Source organism: Priestia sp. ST2, assembly GCF_055810735.1.
Genome location: NZ_JBVVNT010000001.1, coordinates 705,554 through 724,343, shown reverse-complemented (window position 1 = coordinate 724,343; position 18,790 = coordinate 705,554). Strand labels below are relative to the sequence as shown.

General features: G+C 39.5%; 19 protein-coding genes. All 19 read right to left on the bottom strand.

Annotation, left to right across the window (positions count from 1 at the left end; genetic code table 11):
* Positions 1-26: 26 nt before the first annotated feature.
* Positions 27-1,286: an RIP metalloprotease RseP gene (rseP, locus tag AC0KUU_RS03725; RefSeq protein WP_043976513.1), complete on the bottom strand. Its 1,260-nt coding sequence runs from the start codon at positions 1,284-1,286 to the stop codon at positions 27-29.
* A gap of 78 nt (positions 1,287-1,364) precedes the next feature.
* The gene (dxr, locus tag AC0KUU_RS03720; protein WP_162214901.1) at positions 1,365-2,513 is read right to left on the bottom strand and encodes a 1-deoxy-D-xylulose-5-phosphate reductoisomerase; all 1,149 of its coding nucleotides are present in this window, start codon (positions 2,511-2,513) and stop codon (positions 1,365-1,367) included.
* A gap of 35 nt (positions 2,514-2,548) precedes the next feature.
* Entirely contained in the window at positions 2,549-3,340 is a 792-nt protein-coding gene (locus AC0KUU_RS03715) for a phosphatidate cytidylyltransferase (protein WP_014458463.1), read from the bottom strand.
* A gap of 18 nt (positions 3,341-3,358) precedes the next feature.
* A complete protein-coding gene (locus AC0KUU_RS03710) occupies positions 3,359-4,141 on the bottom strand; it encodes an isoprenyl transferase (protein ID WP_028410833.1) in 783 nt (260 codons plus the stop codon).
* A gap of 134 nt (positions 4,142-4,275) precedes the next feature.
* Complete coding sequence (gene frr / locus AC0KUU_RS03705; RefSeq protein WP_013058847.1) at positions 4,276-4,833, bottom strand: ribosome recycling factor; 558 nt, start codon at positions 4,831-4,833, stop codon at positions 4,276-4,278.
* A 2-nt stretch (positions 4,834-4,835) separates the two neighbouring features.
* Complete coding sequence (gene pyrH / locus AC0KUU_RS03700) at positions 4,836-5,558, bottom strand: UMP kinase (RefSeq protein ID WP_013058848.1); 723 nt, start codon at positions 5,556-5,558, stop codon at positions 4,836-4,838.
* Between the two features lie 76 nt (positions 5,559-5,634).
* Entirely contained in the window at positions 5,635-6,516 is an 882-nt protein-coding gene (gene tsf / locus AC0KUU_RS03695) for a translation elongation factor Ts (protein ID WP_013058849.1), read from the bottom strand.
* A gap of 107 nt (positions 6,517-6,623) precedes the next feature.
* Positions 6,624-7,343 (bottom strand): 30S ribosomal protein S2, encoded by a 720-nt coding sequence (gene rpsB, locus AC0KUU_RS03690; protein WP_013058850.1) that lies wholly within the window; start codon positions 7,341-7,343, stop codon positions 6,624-6,626.
* Between the two features lie 158 nt (positions 7,344-7,501).
* Positions 7,502-8,029 (bottom strand): hypothetical protein, encoded by a 528-nt coding sequence (locus AC0KUU_RS03685; protein ID WP_043976509.1) that lies wholly within the window; start codon positions 8,027-8,029, stop codon positions 7,502-7,504.
* A gap of 15 nt (positions 8,030-8,044) precedes the next feature.
* Positions 8,045-8,806 (bottom strand): FliA/WhiG family RNA polymerase sigma factor, encoded by a 762-nt coding sequence (locus tag AC0KUU_RS03680; protein ID WP_043976506.1) that lies wholly within the window; start codon positions 8,804-8,806, stop codon positions 8,045-8,047.
* 49 nt (positions 8,807-8,855) lie between these two features.
* Complete coding sequence (locus AC0KUU_RS03675) at positions 8,856-9,350, bottom strand: chemotaxis protein CheD (protein WP_016765382.1); 495 nt, start codon at positions 9,348-9,350, stop codon at positions 8,856-8,858.
* Positions 9,351-9,400: 50 nt separating this feature from the next.
* The gene (locus AC0KUU_RS03670; protein WP_014458457.1) at positions 9,401-9,829 is read right to left on the bottom strand and encodes a chemotaxis protein CheW; all 429 of its coding nucleotides are present in this window, start codon (positions 9,827-9,829) and stop codon (positions 9,401-9,403) included.
* A 30-nt stretch (positions 9,830-9,859) separates the two neighbouring features.
* Entirely contained in the window at positions 9,860-11,839 is a 1,980-nt protein-coding gene (locus tag AC0KUU_RS03665) for a chemotaxis protein CheA (protein WP_165575839.1), read from the bottom strand.
* A 14-nt stretch (positions 11,840-11,853) separates the two neighbouring features.
* The gene (locus AC0KUU_RS03660; RefSeq protein WP_043976501.1) at positions 11,854-12,897 is read right to left on the bottom strand and encodes a protein-glutamate methylesterase/protein-glutamine glutaminase; all 1,044 of its coding nucleotides are present in this window, start codon (positions 12,895-12,897) and stop codon (positions 11,854-11,856) included.
* 9 nt (positions 12,898-12,906) lie between these two features.
* Positions 12,907-13,776 carry a MinD/ParA family protein gene (locus AC0KUU_RS03655; RefSeq protein WP_322552398.1) on the bottom strand — a complete coding sequence of 290 codons (870 nt, stop codon included), beginning with the start codon at positions 13,774-13,776 and terminating at the stop codon, positions 12,907-12,909.
* Positions 13,769-14,866 carry a flagellar biosynthesis protein FlhF gene (flhF, locus tag AC0KUU_RS03650; protein WP_322552399.1) on the bottom strand — a complete coding sequence of 366 codons (1,098 nt, stop codon included), beginning with the start codon at positions 14,864-14,866 and terminating at the stop codon, positions 13,769-13,771. The genes AC0KUU_RS03655 and flhF overlap by 8 nt, the downstream gene beginning before the upstream one ends.
* Positions 14,866-16,896, bottom strand: coding sequence for a flagellar biosynthesis protein FlhA (gene flhA, locus AC0KUU_RS03645; RefSeq protein WP_322552400.1), 2,031 nt, complete (start codon positions 16,894-16,896; stop codon positions 14,866-14,868). Before flhA ends, flhF begins: the two co-directional genes overlap by 1 nt.
* Before the next feature lie 30 nt (positions 16,897-16,926).
* Positions 16,927-18,009 (bottom strand): flagellar biosynthesis protein FlhB, encoded by a 1,083-nt coding sequence (flhB, locus tag AC0KUU_RS03640; protein WP_322552401.1) that lies wholly within the window; start codon positions 18,007-18,009, stop codon positions 16,927-16,929.
* A gap of 2 nt (positions 18,010-18,011) precedes the next feature.
* Positions 18,012-18,788, bottom strand: a complete 777-nt coding sequence (fliR, locus tag AC0KUU_RS03635; protein WP_025750309.1) for a flagellar biosynthetic protein FliR — start codon at positions 18,786-18,788, stop codon at positions 18,012-18,014.
* Between the last annotated feature and the right edge of the window lie 2 nt (positions 18,789-18,790).

The following is an 18,790-nucleotide window of genomic DNA, read 5'->3' as shown; positions in this document are numbered from 1 at the left end:
GGAATATCCCTCGCTGAGCGTATGTCTTATAAAAAGAACTTTTGAATATCGTTCCACGTTACAACGAGCATCAGCAGCATTAATAAAGCAAAACCGATAAAATGAACAATCCCTTCTTTTTGACGATCAATTGGCTTACCGCGAATTCCTTCTACAGCGAAGAACAACAGTCGTCCTCCATCTAAAGCAGGAAGTGGAAGCAAATTGACAATCCCTAAGTTAATACTTAAAACGGCTGCCCATTTCATTAGATAATAAATGCCTGACTGTGCTACTTGATCGGTTGCTGCGTAAATACCTACAGGACCAGAAAGCATATCCAGTTTGAACTGTCCTGTCACAAGCTTCCCTAGACCCGTTAAGATTTCTTTCATCCACGTATATGTTTCAGTAGCTCCGTGCGTGATCGAACCAATGAATGACTTTTCAACCGGTGCATATACGCCAATTAGTCCAATTGTCTGTTCCCCAACTTTGCGACTTTCAGGTGTAATCGGAATATCTAGCGTTTTGCTGCCGCGCTGAACCGTGAATGTAATTTGCTGTTCAGGATGTTTTTGAATTACTTTTACGACATCATCCCACGTTGAAACACTTTGTCCATCAATTGCTTGAACTTTATCTCCTTGTTTAAGTCCCGCATCAACGGCTACTCCATCTGATGTTAATTTGCCCATCACAGGTTTGTCAACAACATATCCTTGAGAAATCCCAAGAACGATAAAAATAACAAAGGCTAATATAAAGTTCATTAGCGGACCAGCGAAAATGGCTAGCGCACGCTGACCAAGAGTTTTGGAAGCAAACTGACGGCTGTAAGGTGCAATTTGAATTTCTTCTCCGTCCATAACGAAGTAAGATTCTTCTGCTACCTCAAATTTTTGCAGACGTTCATCTTCACCTTCTTCATAACCTGAAATAAATAGATTATGCTCTAAGTCTGCTTGCTCTACCTCAATAACTTTTGCATTTGGATGCTGTTCCTTGTTGTTAATAATGACTTTATTTACTTTGCCTTCCTTATCAAACATGAGGCCCACCATTTGACCAGGCTTAACTTCGATCATTTCTGGGTCTTCTCCAGCCATTCGAACAAATCCACCTAGAGGCAGCAAACGAATGGTATAAACTGTTTCATCTCGTTTAAATGAAAAGATTTTGGGACCAAACCCAATGGCAAACTCACGGCATAAGATGCCTGCACGCTTTGCAAAAACTAAATGACCAAGCTCATGAAAGAATACAAGAGCTCCAAAAATGACGACAAACGCAATGACTGTGTTCAATGGGTATTACCCCCTTCATGTAATAGAGTCAAACCTCCACCCACCAGAGATAAGTGAGTGGCTTCTCTCGCACGCACATTATCGAGAGATGGCGGATCTAACAAACTCTCTTGCTTCTAAATCTACTTCTTTAATAGTAGATAAACAAGGTTTCTGTATTACAGTATGTTCATTCATTGCTTTTTCAATCACATCTTCAATTTGTAAAAATGTAATGTGACCATCTAAAAAGGCTTGAACAGCTTCTTCATTAGCTGCATTTAAAACAGTCGGAAGTGTTCCACCCGCTTTGCCAGCCTCAAATGCAAAAGCTAAACAGCGAAAACGCTCTTCATCCATTTTAGCAAAGTGAAGCTGACCAATATCCGCCAAACTTAAACGCTTGGTGTCAGGTAAAGACATGCGTTTTGGATACGTTAACGCGTATTGAATTGGCACGCGCATATCAGGCGTTCCAAGCTGGGCAATAACGCTTGTATCAGAATACTCTACCATAGAATGAATGATGCTTTCTTTATGTAACAATACATCAATTTTCTCATAGGGAAGATCAAAAAGCCAATGTGCTTCAATCACTTCTAGTCCCTTATTCATCATCGTTGCCGAATCAATTGTAATTTTAGCTCCCATCGACCAGTTTGGATGATTTAACGCATCTTCAACCGTTACTCCCTGTAGTTCTGCTCTCGTTTTATCTCGAAAGCTCCCTCCAGAAGCCGTTAAAATTAAACGGTCTATTGCTTTTTGATCTTGCCCTTGCAAACTTTGAAAAATAGCTGAGTGCTCACTGTCTACCGGTAAAATATCAGCGCCATATTCCTTGGCTGCTTCCATGACAAGGTGACCAGCGGTAACAAGTGTCTCCTTATTTGCAATAGCAATCGTTTTTCTCATTTTGATTGCTTCTAGCGTAGGAGTCAACCCTACACTTCCAAGAACCGCATTTACTAAAACTTCTGTGGATGGATGAGTTGCCACTTCCACAAGCCCTTCTTCTCCATAAACAAATCGAATAGAAGGGAATTCTGCTTGCAGTGACAGACAATCTTCTTTCTTCATCACAGAAACAAGGGCTGGCTTACACTGCTGAATAATCTTTCTTGCTTCATTAATATTTCGACCTACAGAGATTGCTGAGAGCTCAAAATGCTCCGGATGCGCTCTAACAATATCAACGGTTTGAGTACCGATTGAACCTGTAGCTCCTAACAAGGAAATTTTCTTCAAGTATATTCACTCCTATTAAAACAAAGACATCTTTTTTATAGAGATAATAAAAAAGCTAAAATTGGCATGATGAACATTAAACTGTCAAAACGGTCTAAAATCCCACCATGACCCGGTAAAATTTTCCCTGAATCTTTTACGCCATAGTGACGTTTGAACGCTGATTGTACAAGATCACCCATCTGTCCAAATAACGATACGATAATACCAATTACAAGTAATTCAATCATAGTTTGATCAATATTTGCTAACAGCTTAAATACAATGGCTACTACAATAGCGCATACGACGCCACCAACAAAACCTTCAATTGTTTTATTGGGACTGATTTCCGGCCATAGCTTTCGTTTCCCCATTGCTCGTCCAATAAAATAAGCTCCGGAGTCCGTCGCCCAAATAATAAGAAAAGCAAAGAACAAATAAGCTAACCCGAACTCTTGACGAACCTCGATAAAATAATGAAAGCCAAAGCCAACATATACTGTCGTTAATAAAATAAACCCAACGTCATCGAAGGTAAATTTATTTTTAACTACAACCGTGTACATTAATAAAAGAAGGACAGCAGCAAGCGCTACTTCTATCTTATGTTCACTTAAGAATTGAAATGCAACATCTCTTCCATTTGGTAGTAAAAACACCCAGGTTAGCAATAAACTAATGATACTTGGAAAAGACATTGCTTTCAAATGTTTCATTTTTAAAAGCTCAATTACACCAACTGTTCCGATTACATACATGATAAGGGTAAAAGGTAACCCTCCAATTAAAACAATCGGCACAAATACCGCAAGTGCTACAATCGCGGTGATAATGCGCTGTTTCATCTTGTTTTCCACACCTTCTTATACACCACCAAAGCGGCGACCGCGCTTTTGAAACGCCTCGACTGCTTCGATTAAATGATTTTCTTTAAAATCTGGCCATAATACTTCTGTAAACCAAAACTCTGTGTAAGCTAGCTGCCAAAGCATAAAATTACTTAAGCGAAGCTCACCGCTTGTACGAATAAGCAAATCCGGATCTGGAAGGCTTTTGCTCATTAAATAGGAAGAAAATAAATTTTCTGAAATAGAAGAGGAAGCTACTTTTCCCTGTTCTACATCTTCTACCAATGACTGAATAGCGCCCATGATTTCGTGACGGCTACCATAATTGAGCGCGAAGTTTAAAATCAGCCCTGTGTTATGCTTTGTTTTTTCAATTGCGTTATCCACGGCTCGAATCGTATGGGCAGGGAGCTCACTTTTATCCCCCATAATACGAACTTGCACATTTTTTTCAATTAGCTCAGGCAGAAAGGTTGTTAAAAATTCCTCTGGCAGTTTCATTAAAAACTCGACTTCAGTTTTGGGGCGCTTCCAATTTTCAGTGGAAAATGCATATAAAGTTAATACTTTAACACCTAATTCATTGGCCAATCTGGTCACATGACGCACTACCTTCATTCCTTCATGATGGCCCATCATGCGAGGAAGAGCTCGTTTTTGCGCCCAACGACCGTTCCCATCCATAATAATTGCAATATGCTCAGGAACAGGGTGCTGTTTCACTTGATCTTTTCGTTCTGACAAAGACAGTGTATTTAAATCTTGACTTTTCTTCCATGCTTGAAATTTTCTTAACATGCAAAGGTCCCCCGTTGTACGCTCTCACATAAACGTGTGGCTTATGTGAGTTTTTTCTTACTACACATTATTAACAAAAAAACCCCCTGTAAACAATAGAGGGTCTTTTACAATATATTTTACCTTGAAATGACTTAAACTGCCATAATTTCTTCTTCTTTATCTTTCGCCACTTTATCCACTTTTACGATATGATCATCCGTTAGCTTTTGAATGTCATCACTGTAGCCGCGTAAATCGTCTTCAGTAATTTCACCTTTTTTCTCTAACTTTTTAAAATCATCGTTTGCATCACGGCGTACGTTACGAACCGCAACTTTTGCTTCTTCAGCATATTTTTTCACCATTTTCACTAACTCACGACGACGCTCTTCCGTTAAAGCAGGAATCGATAAACGGATAATAGTTCCATCGCTTGTAGGTGTTAACCCTAAGTCGGATTTTAAAATAGCTTTTTCAACTTCACCAATTTGTGATTTGTCATAAGGCTGAATAACAAGCATACGAGCTTCAGGCACGCTTACTTGCGCCAATTGGTTAATTGGTGTTGGTGCACCGTAGTATTCTACCGTTACGCGGTCAAGAAGTGACGCGCTTGCACGTCCAGCACGAATTGATGCTAGTTCGCGGCTAAATGATTGAATTGCTTTTTCCATTCTTTCTTTTGCGTTTTGCAACACTTGTTTTGGCATGTTTATTTCCCCTTTACAATTGTTCCAATGTTTTCGCCTGTAACGGCACGTTTAATATTGCCTTCTTCCGTAATTGAAAAAACAATTAGCGGAATATCATTGTCCATACATAATGAAGAAGCTGTAGAATCCATAACAGCTAGTCCATCTTTTAAAACATCAATATACGTTAATGTTTCGTATTTTACAGCATCAGGTACAAGCTTAGGATCCGCATTATAAACGCCATCTACGTTGTTTTTAGCCATTAAGATCACGTCAGCTTCGATTTCAGCTGCACGCAAAGCTGCTGTTGTATCTGTAGAGAAATAAGGGTTTCCTGTACCCGCGGCGAAAATAACAACGCGTTTTTTCTCAAGATGACGAACAGCTTTTCTTCTAATATAAGGCTCTGCTACTTGTCTCATCTCGATAGAAGTCTGAACTCGTGTTTGCACACCGATGTTCTCTAAGCTATCTTGAAGGGCCAAAGAGTTCATTACTGTTGCTAGCATTCCCATATAATCAGCAGCGGCACGATCCATACCCATTTCACTGCCAATTTTACCACGCCAAATGTTTCCACCACCAACGACTACAGCAATTTCCACACCTAATTCATAAACGGCTTTTACTTGTTCAGCAACAGATTTGATGATGGACGGGTTAATACCAAAACCCTCTTCACCAGCTAATGCTTCTCCACTTAACTTTAATACGATACGATTATATTTTGCTTGACTCATGCTTACCTCCATCGTTAACGGTGAGATCTCTTTTGTAAAAAAGGGAACACACAGTGTTCCCTATACGGTCAAACCCTTACTTTTTAACTTGGTTCATTACTTCTTCAGCGAAGTTGTCTTGACGTTTCTCAATACCTTCTCCTACTTCAAAACGAACGAAGCTTTCAACAGTAGCGCCTTTGCTCTCAACGAACTGACGTACTTTTTGATCAGGATTTTTAACAAATGTTTGATCTAGTAAGCAAATATCTTCGAAGAATTTGCCAAGGCGACCTTCAACCATTTTTGCAACGATTTTTTCTGGTTTGCCTTCGTTTAATGCTTGTTGAGTTAATACTTCGCGCTCACGCTCAGTTTCTTCAGCAGAAACTTGGTCACGAGAGATGTATTTAGGGTTGATTGCAGCGATGTGCATAGCAACGTCTTTTGCAACAGCTTCTTCAGTTGTACCAGATAATACTGTTAACACACCGATACGTCCGCCAGCATGTAGGTAAGCACCGAATGCATCAGCATCAGTTTTTGTTGCTACAGCGAAACGACGTAGAGATAATTTTTCTCCGATTGTAGCGATTGCAGAGTTGATGTGTTCTTCAACAGTTGCACCGTTTTCCATTTTTTGAGTAGCAGCTTCAGCAGCGTCAGCTGGTTTGTTAGCTAAGATGTGAGCAGCTAATTCTTTTGTTAATTTTTGGAAACCTTCGTTTTTTGCAACGAAATCAGTTTCAGAGTTAACTTCTAAGATAACAGCTTCGTTACCTTGAGTTTCGATGTAAGTTAGACCTTCAGCAGCAATACGGTCTGATTTTTTAGCAGCTTTTGCAATACCTTTTTCACGTAAGAAATCGATTGCTTGCTCCATATCACCGTTAGTTTCAGTTAACGCTTTTTTACAATCCATCATACCAGCGCCAGTTTTTTCACGTAATTCTTTTACCATTTGAGCAGTAATTGCCATAATGTGTAGCCTCCTTGTTTGGGTATGTAATTAATGTATATAAATGGGTTAAATCTTTTCAAAAAAAGGTGATAAAAGGCTATTCCCTCTTATCACCTTTCACGGAATTAAGCAGTAGTTGTTTCAGTTTCAACTGCTGTTTCTTCACCTTGTTTAGCTTCTAGAATAGCATCAGCAACTTTAGAAGTTAAAAGTTTAACAGCACGAATTGCATCATCGTTTGCAGGGATTACATAATCAATTTCGTCTGGATCACAGTTAGTGTCTACGATACCAACGATTGGAATGTGTAATTTTTTAGCTTCCGCTACTGCAATACGCTCTTTACGAGGGTCAATGATGAATAATGCATCTGGAAGTTGTTTCATATCTTTAATGCCGCCTAAGAATTTTTCAAGACGCTCTAACTCTTTTTTAAGTTGAACTACTTCTTTCTTAGGTAGTACTTCGAAAGTACCGTCTTCTTGCATTTTTTCGATATCTTTTAAACGTTTGATACGTTTTTGGATAGTTGAGAAGTTAGTTAATGTACCACCTAACCAACGTTGGTTAACAAAGTACATACCAGCGCGAGCTGCTTCTTCTTTAACAGAATCTTGAGCTTGTTTTTTCGTACCTACGAATAAAACAGTACCGCCGTCTGCAGCTAATTCTTTAACGAATTTGTACGCTTCTTCTACTTTCTTAACTGTTTTTTGAAGATCGATAATGTAGATGCCGTTACGCTCAGTGAAGATATATTTCTTCATCTTTGGGTTCCAACGGCGAGTTTGGTGACCGAAATGTACACCAGCTTCTAGTAATTGTTTCATTGAAATTACTGACATGTGTTTTTCCTCCTAATGGTTTTAAGTCTCCTCCGCTCATTTCATCTTCAGCCGAAACTACAAAAAGTAGCACCATCAACCGAATCAACAAGCGTGTGTAATAACACCAAAAACAAATATAGCACACTCCTTTTTCACAAGCAAGCGTTTCATTAAGTTTATTGATGAAATTTCAATAATAATTTAATTTCAGTTTTCCCTCTGTGTAAATGTTTTGCAATTTCTTCAATTGTTAAACCTTTTCTCTTTAAATAAACAGAAAATTCTTTTATCTCTTCATCTGACAAATCTTGAATTTGGTCTGTAGTTAATTCATCAAAAGGTGTGCGTATATGCTTCTGATTTTCTTCTATAGAAAGAAGTTCATGCAGCGACTGGGACGGCTCACTTTTTAGATCCACCCTTTGAACAGGCACGTCTTCTTCATCTACCAAAGGTGATCTTACGCTGCTTTTTTCCGCTTCCGAAGAAAGCGAAGTGGAACGCTCTCGAAGCTGGCTTAAAAACTGCTCGTTTTGTTCTTGAAATTCAGCGAGATATGAACTCATCGCAGCTTCCATTTTATTTATATTTTGCTGGTGCAAGCGTTCAATCCTTTTCACTTTGGTCACTTGCATATATAAAAGAATAATGCAAAACAGTGATAGACCATGAATTAAAAAACTAACTGTGAGTAAAAACCCCATCCTTTTACCTCTTTGCTAAATTATTTTACTTAAACTCGTACGCATTTTAAACAGCGCTTTCGAATGAATTTGAGAAATACGTGAAGTAGATAGCCCTAACAGCTGTGCGATTTCTGTAAAAGTCAACTCTTCTTTATAGAATAATGAAACAACGAGCTGCTCTTTTTCATTTAGCTGCTCGATAACTTCAGCAAGCTCTTGATATCGTTCTTCGTTAATTAGCTCCTCTTCAGGAGAGAGCGTTTTTTCATCTTTAATCGTATATTTTTGTTCTCCATCTTCATACTCTTTCGGCTGTTCTTCCATTGACAACACGTTAGCCAAAAAGCCTTCATTCATCGTATGAACGACATCTGCTTCTGTCATGCCTACTTCTTTTGCAACCTCACTTGGTGCAACTCTGCGCAAGTACCTTTGTTCAAGTGCTTCTGTTGCTTGCTCAATCCTTTTCGTCTTTTCCCTTGCGCTTCTTGATAACCAATCTTCTTTACGAAGCCCGTCTATTATCGCCCCTCGAATTCGAAAAGACGCATATGTATCAAACTTTAAGTCTCTACCGTAATCAAACTTTTCCAAAGCATCGTAAAGACCGATTAACCCTAAACTACGAAGCTCTTCTTTATGAATATTCTTCGGCAGCCCCACGCTAATCCGCTGAACGTGATAGTTAACGAGCGGCATATACTTTTTAACAAGCATGTTTCCCGCATGTGAGTCTTTCGTCTCTATCCATTCCTGCCAAATTTTATGTTCTTCAACTTCTTGTATACTTTTCAAGGGTCTTTCAACTCCTTTTTATAGCGCTATTAAACGGTCAGAGCGCGCTTTATATCGTTTTTATCCCTTCGTTAATCGTACGAACCTTTAAAATAGCCGTTTGAGGATCAAATTCAATTGTGCGTCCGTTGTGTCCTCCTGTAGCTTTTGCTGCAATTTCTACACTGTTTCTATGCAGCTCTCTCTCTACTGCTTGAACATTTCGAAGGCCAATTCGCATGACATCATTTCTTGGTTCAAATTGAAACATCTGCGCGCCTCCTGCTATTTTTGCTTTTAACAATTTTCTATGTGCGCCTTGTTTAATCAACATATTTATCAAATCAAAAATGGCTGTATCTGCATATTTTGCTCTATTAAAAGGACATTTAGCTCCGCTTGAATCCGGAAGCATCACATGGGCGAGCCCAGCTACTGAGTGAATAGAGTCATAAACGACAACTCCTACACATGATCCTAATCCCGCTGTTCGAAGCACTGCGGGTGCATGTGTAACATTCATCTCGGCAATTCCTACCTTAATTACTTGTTTATCATCTCTCACGATTCTTCAACTCCTAGAACCTTCAGCGTGATATCCATTATTCGTTTGACTCACTGAAGGTGGTCTTCTAAAGAGAGCACTTTAGGTAAATTTAGAAGAACAATTAAACGGCTATCTACTTTAACGACTCCGTTTAAGTATTCTACAGCCGTTCCTTCAACTGTTTCAGGCACTGAAGCAATCGTTTTTTCATCAATATCCACTACATCATTTGCCGCATCGACAATCAAACCTGCTTCTACATCATTAAGACGAACCATAATAATACGTGTCAGCTCATGGTTAAGCTGTTCTTGCAAGTTAAAACGAGTGCGCAAATCAATAATCGGTGTAATAACACCGCGAAGGTTAATAACACCTTTTACATATTCTTTTACTCCAGGAACGCGTGTTATGTGCTGAATCTTTTCAATCGACTGCACTTCTTCTACTGAGATTCCGTACTCCTCGTCTCCTAATTGAAACACAATAATTTTCATGCCTTTCTCCCTTTCTTTTTACAGCATTTGTTATTTAATCAAAGCGTTGCAATCAATGATAAGTGCTACTTGTCCATCCCCTAAAATCGTGGCTCCTGAAATAGCAAACACACCCGGCAGATAATGACCTAGAGATTTTAAAACAATTTCCTGCTGACCGATAAAAGAATCAACAATTAGCCCAGCGGTCTTTTCTCCTTTTTTCACGATGACTACTGAATAACGATCACCTTGTACTGAGTTAGGCACAGTGAATAGTTCTTTTAAATCAAGAAGAGGAATAATGGCTCCTCGAAAGTCAATAACCTTTTGACCGTGTACATGCATGACCTCTTTGGGCTGAACAATAGCTGTTTCAATAATCGAAGAAAGCGGCAAGGCATAGCGCTCTTCACTCATTTGCACGAGTAAAGCAGAAATGATAGACAGAGTGAGCGGCAGTTGAATAGAAAAACGCGAACCGTATCCTTCGTTAGAATCGATCGTTACAGAACCCCCTAGCGATTCAATCGTGTTTTTCACGACATCTAAACCTACTCCTCGTCCGGAAACATCTGAAATTTGCTCAGCCGTCGAAAAGCCCGAAGCAAAAATGAGCTCGTACACTTGTTTATCCGTCAGCGTTTCAGCTGTTTTCCCATCAATAATTCCTCGATCCAACGCTTTTCGCAGTACCTTTTCACGATTGATGCCCGCCCCGTCATCTTCTAAATCAATAAAGACATGATTTCCGCTATGATAAGCTTTAAGGCGAATCGTTCCCTTTTCATTCTTTCCGTTCTCTAAGCGTGCTTGAGGCATTTCAATTCCGTGGTCAACGGCATTTCTTAATAAGTGAACAAGCGGATCTCCAATTTCATCAATGACGGTCCGGTCCAGCTCTGTATCAGCTCCGACAATTTGAAGTTCAATTTGTTTCCCTAAATCTTTTGAAAGCTGTCTCACCATACGGGGAAAACGATTAAAAACGGTTTCTACAGGCACCATACGCATATTTAAAATAATCGTTTGCAAGTCTCCCGAAATACGAGACATCCGCTCTACCGTTTCGTCTAATTCGCTATTATTCAATTCTTTTGATATTTGTTCTAACCTGCCTCTATCAATAACTAGTTCTTCAAACAAGTTCATGAGACTGTCCAAACGGTCAATATTAACTCGAATCGTCTTGTTATTTGAGGGCTGTCTTTTCTCTTCAACAGGCGATTTAGAAGGTGCTGACACAGTAACTTCCTGTATGGCTGCTGCTACTTCTGGTGAAACAAGCTCCTCCATTTCTGTCTCCTTTTTTACGGGGACCGCAGCAATTTTCACACTTTCTACTTCAGAGACTTCCATAATGCTCGCCTGCAGCTTTTCTTGTGATTCGTTTGTTACTAATATAACGATAAAAGATGATTCAAATTTTTCTTGTTCGATATCTTGAACAGTTGGCGCTGACTTAATGACGTCTCCTGCTTGCTCTAACACATCAAATACCATATAAGCGCGTGCAGCTTTTAATAAGCAGGTGCGTTCAAGCTGTACGGTTATTTCAAACGCGTTAAACCCTTGGTCTGCTGTTTGGCTGAGTAGCGTTTGTACTAATTCATCGTACTCAATGGAAGAAGCTGCATGCTGTGCTACGGGTTCCTCTGCTACAATACGCTGCAGCTTTTGAACAAGCAATTTGACATCAAGCTGACCATCGCCGCCTTCAGAAATAGATTGAACCATTATTTCTAGCGCATCGACTGATTCAAACAAAGCATCAAGAACTTCCGTATGAACGTCGAGTTGGTGATTTCGAACAGCATCTAACACGTTTTCCATTTTGTGAGTTAATTGTGCTAAATCATCAAATCCCATTGTTGCAGACATACCTTTTAACGTATGAGCAGACCGAAAAATTTCGTTTACATAGCCAAGATCATCGGTATTTTTTTCAAAACGCATTAGCTGGTCATTAACGTTTTGAAGATGTTCCCTGCTTTCTTCAATAAACACTTCTAGATATTGATTCATATCCATCGTAACTTTCCCTCCTATTTCTGTGCGTAGCGAGAAATAAAGCTTCCAACGTTTCGCAGCGGTTCAATATAATCAACAAGTTTTGTAGAAACGGCTGATTTGGGCATCCCATAAATGACAGCTGTTTCTTCCGATTCAGCCAATATAAGCGCGTCTTTATTTTTCTTTAAATCAATAACCCCTTCCGTTCCATCGGCACCCATTCCTGTCAACACAATAGCAAGTTTTTGATAACCTAAAATTTTACTAATCGACTGAAACAAACGATCCACTGAGGGGCGATGTCCCTTTACAGGTGAAGAAGTATCTAAACAAATGCTGAGCTGTCCTTTTTTCTCTACAACCGTCATATGAAAACCTCCAGGCGCAATATAAGCACATCCTGAGCGCACGATTTCATTGTCTTTTGCTTCCTTCACTTCAATAGCAGCTAGCTGATTTAGTCTAACCGCTAATGATTTTGTGAAATTTGGAGGCATATGCTGCACAATAAAAATAGGTGCGTTTATGTCTTTTGAAACAGTTGATAATACTTCTTGCAGCGCCCGCGGTCCTCCAGTAGAAGTGCCAATACAAATCATTTTGTTCACTTTCGTCCCCATCGGGAGGTTATATACACTGCTGTTTTGCACGTGCTGATGACTGCTTGAAGATATGTTGGCTTTACTAGCAAGCAATAGTTTAGAGATAAGCTCATCTTTCACTTTATGTAAGTCCAGCGAAATAGCTCCCGAAGGTTTAGCAACAAAATCAACTGCGCCGTACTGCATAGCGGTCAGCGTATTTTCAGCACCTTCTATTGTTGTACTCGATAACATGACAACAGGAAGGGGCTTCACACGCATGAGCTGTTTTAACATATCTAAGCCATTCATTTTGGGCATTTCAATATCAAGTGTCACAATGTCTGGCGACAGCTCGAGCGCTTTTTTTAACCCTTCTTCACCGTTGCGTGCGGTACCCACAACGTGAAAACGACTGTCACATGCTAAAAAATCGCCGATTAGTTTTCGCATAAATGCAGAATCATCTACAATAAGCACCTTTATTTCATTCACTCTAATTTCCTACCTTTCAAGAAAAAATCGTTTGAGGCGCCGAATAAACATTCCCTCGTTTTTAGCCGTTATCCTATTGTCTTGGGGAATAAGAATACTCACCATTTCTATTAGTGATATACTCGCTTTAGATGCTGGATTTTGAAGCAAAAAAGGCGTTTGGCGATTGACCGCTTTCTGAACAGCTTGATCGTTTGGTACAATACCTAATAGAGAAATAGATATGTTCAAAAACTGCTGAACAGCTTGGCTAAATCGTTCATACGTCTCATTTCCTTCTTTGTCAGAAAGCGTTTTGTTAATAATAAGACGAACCGGTGCTGATACAGAATAGGAAGCTGCTAGCTTAATAGCAGCGTAGGCATCTGTTATAGATGTAGGCTCTGGTGTTGTGACCACAATCATTTCATCTACAGCTTTTAAAAACTTAAGCACACTCTCTGACATGCCCGCTCCCATATCAAAAATCATATAATCATATTGATTTGTTAACGAATTCAATTCTTGTATTAAATGAGCAAGATCTGATGGAGACCATTCAAATACAGAGGAAATTCCTGTTCCACCAGCCACATAAGCTAAATTTTGAGGACCTTTTTTAACAATTTGCTGGATGGAAAGCTTTTTTTCTAGCAAATCGACCATCGTATATGAAGCAGTTTGCCCAATCAAAATATCAATATTTCCCATCCCTATATCCATATCAAAAAGAAGAACTCTTTGCTTTTGCTTCGTTAGCGCAAGAGATAAGTTTAATGATAGATTCGACTTTCCAACTCCTCCTTTTCCGCTTAACACGGCTAGTGTTTTACAATTCCTTAAAGAGCTTTGATGCTTCTTTAACACTTTTTCTCTTAAGACTGCTGCTTGATCATTCATCTTTACAATCTCCAAACACATCGTCAATAAACTCTTTTATTTTAAATGCCGAAACATCTTCTGGTACATCCTGCCCATTTGTTGTAAAAGCAGCCCGCTTGCCGCAATGATATAACATATTTAAAAGCGAGCCTTTACGGGTGGTTTCATCTTGCTTCGTAAAAATCAATTGATCAACAGGCAGACTAGCAAAACGTTCATATACAGCTTTCATATCTGATACTTTTGACGTTAGGGCTAAAACAAGAAACGTTTGCAACTCTTCTTGAAACGTAATAATTTTCTTTAAATCATTTACATATTGCTGTTCTAAAAAGTTACGGCCTGCTGTGTCAATAAAAATCACATCGTATGCTTCCGTTTCTAGCAAAGCTTTTTTAAAATCTGCTCCGTTATAACAAATCGTTAAAGGCGCATTCAAGATCGAAGCGTACGTCTTGAGCTGCTCAATCGCTGAAATTCTATACGTGTCAGTTGTAATAAATGCTATTTTTTGATTGTGTTCCAGGACACATTTTGCGGCCAATTTAGCAAGAGTTGTTGTTTTACCGACACCTGTTGGTCCTACTACATTTACATATTTTTTGAAAGGACCGCTCCATTCACTTGCTTTAAACTGATTGACAAACCAGCTCTTCGTCCACTCCATAAGTTGATTTGAGTTAGGGCGATGTAAGTAGTAGTACTCTAGCATAGGAGCCTCTATGCTTTTTAAAATAGCTTCGTCTATTTCTTGCAAATGCAAATAGGCAAACACATCCTCCACTGCTTCTGGATATGAACCTGAAGAAACCTTTGGCATTTGATTCATTTGTGAGACAAGAGTATTTAACTCACTGAGCTGCTGCTTCATAAAAGATTGATTATCTTCCATACTGGGTTCTGGCGGCGATGAATTCTTCTTTACGCTCCGCTTTTCTACGGAATCGACAGCTGCCAATACTTCTATTTTCGCCTTAGTAAATAAGCCAAGAAACCCTCCTGTTCGAATTTGTTTTGAATGTAAAATAACCGCTTCCTCACCTAAATCTGAACGAATGGCTTTCATAGCTTGCGGCATGGATGCTACTACGTATTTTTTTACTTTCATCAGATATCCACCACTCCAACACTTTGAACTTCAACATTTGCTTCTAGCTCGTTATATGATAAAACCGCCATATGGGGAAAATACCGCTCAGTGATTTGACGCACGTACATCCTCACCGCAGGAGAACATAACACAATTGGAGACTGTTCTTGAAAAGAAAGTGTTTCTGTTTGCTTGGCTATACTTTCTACGATAGCTTGTGAAACGTTAGGGTCTAGTGATAAATAATTCCCATGCTCCGTTTGTTGAACAGCCATCGTTTTTTCAACTTTTCCTGAAAGGGTAAGAACTCGAAGCAGACCTTCTTGGACCGTGTATTGACTGGTAATTTGTCTTGCGAGCCCTTGCCGGACATATTCAGTTAACAAATCGGTGTCTGACGTCATTTTTCCGTAGTCGGCCAGCACCTCAAAAATAATGGGTAAATTTCGAATTGAGACGCTTTCTTTTAAAAGCTTTGCCAGTACCCTTTGAATGTCTCCAACGGAAAGAGGATTAGGCGTTACTTCCTCAATTAAAATAGGATATGTTTCTTTTGTGTGATCGATTAGTTGCTTTGTCTCCTGCCTTCCAATCAGCTCATGCGCATACGATTTTATAACTTCTGTTATGTGCGTAGACACAACCGAGGGCGGGTCAACAACGGTATACCCGAACATCTCAGCCTGCTCCTTCACCGACTCACTAATCCATTTTGCAGGCATCTTAAAAGCTGGCTCTAACGTATCAATTCCTTCAATCAAATCATCATCCATTCCCGGACTGATTGCTAAATAGTGATCGAGCAGCAGCTCCCCTTTTGCCACTTCATTGCCCTTTATTTTAAGACAGTATTCGTTGGGCTGAAGCTGAATGTTATCTCTGATGCGAACAACCGGAATGACTAATCCTAGCTCAAGTGCCAGCTGTCGCCTAATCATCACAATTCGATCGAGCAGATCGCCTCCTTGATTCGTATCAGCAAGCGGAATTAATGCATACCCAAATTCAAATTCAATTGGATCAACGCTTAATAGATTGACAACACTCTCCGGACTTTTCATTTCATTGTCTTCCATCTCTTCTTCAGTAGGCGCCATTTCTTCACGAACCGCCTGATGCTTAGACCGAGATAAATAATAGCCTCCCACTCCTAACAAAATAGCAATAGGCATTGTAATAACATCATTAATTGGCGTAATTAAACCAAGAGCCGCAATCGTTCCCCCAGTGACATAAAGCATAACTGGAAAAGCAAACAGCTGCTGTGTAATATCTTCGCTCAAATTACCTGTTGAAGCAGCTCTAGTGACGATAATACCTGTCGCTGTTGAAATCATAAGGGCTGGAATTTGACTCACTAACCCATCGCCTACTGTTAACAAAGTAAAGGTTTGGGATGCTTCAGTGATGGACATTCCCATTTGCAGCATGCCGATAATAATCCCAAATAAGATATTAATAAGGGTGATGACAATCCCTGCAATGGCGTCACCTTTGACGAATTTACTGGCTCCATCCATTGCTCCATAAAAATCTGCTTCGCGCTGAATTTTTTCACGGCGGTCAATTGCTTGCTTTTCTGAAATCATACCTGCATTTAAATCTGCATCAATACTCATTTGTTTACCCGGCATCGCATCCAAGGTAAAGCGGGCGGCTACTTCAGAAACACGCTCCGCTCCTTTTGTAATAACGAGAAACTGAATGATAATTAAAATAATGAAGACAACAAAGCCCACTAAAGGATTGCCTCCAATAACGAAGTGGCCAAATGTTTCCACCACTCCGCCTGCTTCCCCTGTTCCTAAGATTGAACGTGTCGTCGATACATTCAAACCTAATCGAAACAGCGTAAGAACCAGCAGCAAAGACGGAAATACCGATAGCTCTAAAGGTTCTTTCATATTCATGGAAACGAGCAGTACAAGCAGCGCAAGAGAAATATTAATCATGATTAAAATACTTAATAACCATGAAGGCAACGGAATAACAAGCATAACGATAATGAGTACAACACCTATAACAACTGGCAGTTCTCTTGCAGACATTAATTTTTCTCTCCTTACAATAGCGTAACGTTACATTTTATTTTGAATGCGGTATACGTAAGCTAATATTTCAGCCACCGCTTTAAAAAATTCTTCGGGTACTGTATCTCCTACTTTAGTTTGGTCAAAAAGTGCTCTTGCCAGCGGGCGGTTCTCTACCATAATGATTTCATGGCTTTTGGCGATTCCTTTAATCTTTTGAGCAATAAAATCTACGCCGCTGGCTACAACATAGGGAGCATCCATTTTTTCTTCATCATATTTTAAAGCAATGGCATAATGAGTGGGGTTTGTAATGATGACATCTGCTTTTGGAACTTCTTGCATCATGCGAGACATTGCCATTTCCCGCTGCTTTTGCTTTATTTTTGATTTGATTAGAGGATCCCCTTCAATGTTTTTATGCTCATCTTTGATATCTTGCTTTGACATTCGAATATTTTTCTCGAAATCAAACTTTTGGTACAAATAATCAAGCAGCGATAAAAATAAAAGCATAAGCGAGGCTGCAAGTCCCATTTGAAAAACAAGCTTAGACAGCACAACCAGCGAGTCCCCTATACTTTTTTGAGATAAATTTAATACATCTTCTATGTGAATCCATAAGATAAAAAACGTGACGGCTCCGATACACATAATTTTCAGCGTTGACTTGATTAGTTCTACCAGCGCTCTCATGGCAAAAATCCGTTTGGCTCCGCTAATAGGGTTAATCTTTTCTAACTTAGGCTGAAGAGCCTCCGTGGAAAAAAGAATACCCACCTGCATATAATTCGCTCCGAGCGCAGCAATAAAAGCTGCGAGCATAACAGGACCTGCTGCAAGAGCTATTGAAGGAAGAAGGTGCTTAAACATCGCAAATACGCGCTCTGCCGTCACTTCCTCAAGCATATACGTTTGAAAAGCTTCTCTTAACAACTTCATCATTTGCTGTAAAAACTGTTTGGCTCCAAACAAAAAATAAAGAAAAACCATTAAAAGGATGAGCGCAGTTGTAACGTCTTGACTTTTAGCTACCTGTCCTTTTTTTCTAGAGTCTTGCTTTTTTTTAGGTGTAGCTTTTTCCGTTTTTTCTCCCGCGAAAAATTGCAAATCAACTTTCACTAAAAACAAAGCTACACCCCTCCTAATATGCGGATCATCGCGCGCATCGCTTCTATCATTTGTTCAAATATGATTTGCATCATATAAAACATGCTCCCCATCACGACAATCAGCAAAATAAAGGCAACAATAATTTTTACCGGAAACCCCACTACGAAAATATTTAACTGCGGGACGGTTCTTGCGACAATTCCAAGCGCGATATCGACTAAAAATAATGAACCTACCAAAGGCAAAGACATTTGAACAGCTACTAAAAACATCGATGAAAAAACAGTTATGATGTGTGTAGCAAATGCTTGGCTTCCCACAGGGAAAGCTACTTTGTCTAACGGAATAATTAAATAACTATTATAGATGCCGTCTATTAATAAATGATGTCCATTGGTCGATAATAAAAATAGGAGAGCAAATACATATAAATATTGACCTAGTATCGGACTTTGCGCCCCTGTCTGCGGATCTATTACGTTGGCAATCGCAAACCCAACTTGAAAATCGATGAGACCTCCGGCAATTTGAATAGCCATAATAAATACATACGCAGTCAAACCAATAAACAACCCAACAGCACATTCTTTTACTACTAAAAGTACAAACTGTGCATCTAACGAAACGACGGGTAAATCAATTGTTGTCGCAATAATGACGGATAGCGAGGCAGACAAACCTACCTTATGAACTGCGGGAATCGTTTTGTATGAAAATAGCGGAACCGTAATAAAAAAAGACGTTACCCGCACTAGCACTAGTAAAAACGCGGGATAGGATAAAATCAACTGACTCATAG

What these genes read in the sequence shown, in the direction of transcription:
- AC0KUU_RS03685 (WP_043976509.1), bottom strand. Translation starts at nt 8,029, where the DNA reads ATGGGGTTTTTACTCACAGTTAGTTTTTTAATTCATGGTCTATCACTG.
- AC0KUU_RS03665 (WP_165575839.1), bottom strand. Translation starts at nt 11,839, where the DNA reads ATGGATATGAATCAATATCTAGAAGTGTTTATTGAAGAAAGCAGGGAA.
- tsf (WP_013058849.1), bottom strand. Translation starts at nt 6,516, where the DNA reads ATGGCAATTACTGCTCAAATGGTAAAAGAATTACGTGAAAAAACTGGC.
- flhF (WP_322552399.1), bottom strand. Translation starts at nt 14,866, where the DNA reads ATGAAAGTAAAAAAATACGTAGTAGCATCCATGCCGCAAGCTATGAAA.
- pyrH (WP_013058848.1), bottom strand. Translation starts at nt 5,558, where the DNA reads ATGAGTCAAGCAAAATATAATCGTATCGTATTAAAGTTAAGTGGAGAA.
- AC0KUU_RS03655 (WP_322552398.1), bottom strand. Translation starts at nt 13,776, where the DNA reads ATGAATGATCAAGCAGCAGTCTTAAGAGAAAAAGTGTTAAAGAAGCAT.
- rpsB (WP_013058850.1), bottom strand. Translation starts at nt 7,343, where the DNA reads ATGTCAGTAATTTCAATGAAACAATTACTAGAAGCTGGTGTACATTTC.
- AC0KUU_RS03710 (WP_028410833.1), bottom strand. Translation starts at nt 4,141, where the DNA reads ATGTTAAGAAAATTTCAAGCATGGAAGAAAAGTCAAGATTTAAATACA.
- frr (WP_013058847.1), bottom strand. Translation starts at nt 4,833, where the DNA reads ATGCCAAAACAAGTGTTGCAAAACGCAAAAGAAAGAATGGAAAAAGCA.
- flhA (WP_322552400.1), bottom strand. Translation starts at nt 16,896, where the DNA reads ATGTCTGCAAGAGAACTGCCAGTTGTTATAGGTGTTGTACTCATTATC.
- fliR (WP_025750309.1), bottom strand. Translation starts at nt 18,788, where the DNA reads ATGAGTCAGTTGATTTTATCCTATCCCGCGTTTTTACTAGTGCTAGTG.
- AC0KUU_RS03715 (WP_014458463.1), bottom strand. Translation starts at nt 3,340, where the DNA reads ATGAAACAGCGCATTATCACCGCGATTGTAGCACTTGCGGTATTTGTG.
- AC0KUU_RS03670 (WP_014458457.1), bottom strand. Translation starts at nt 9,829, where the DNA reads ATGAAAATTATTGTGTTTCAATTAGGAGACGAGGAGTACGGAATCTCA.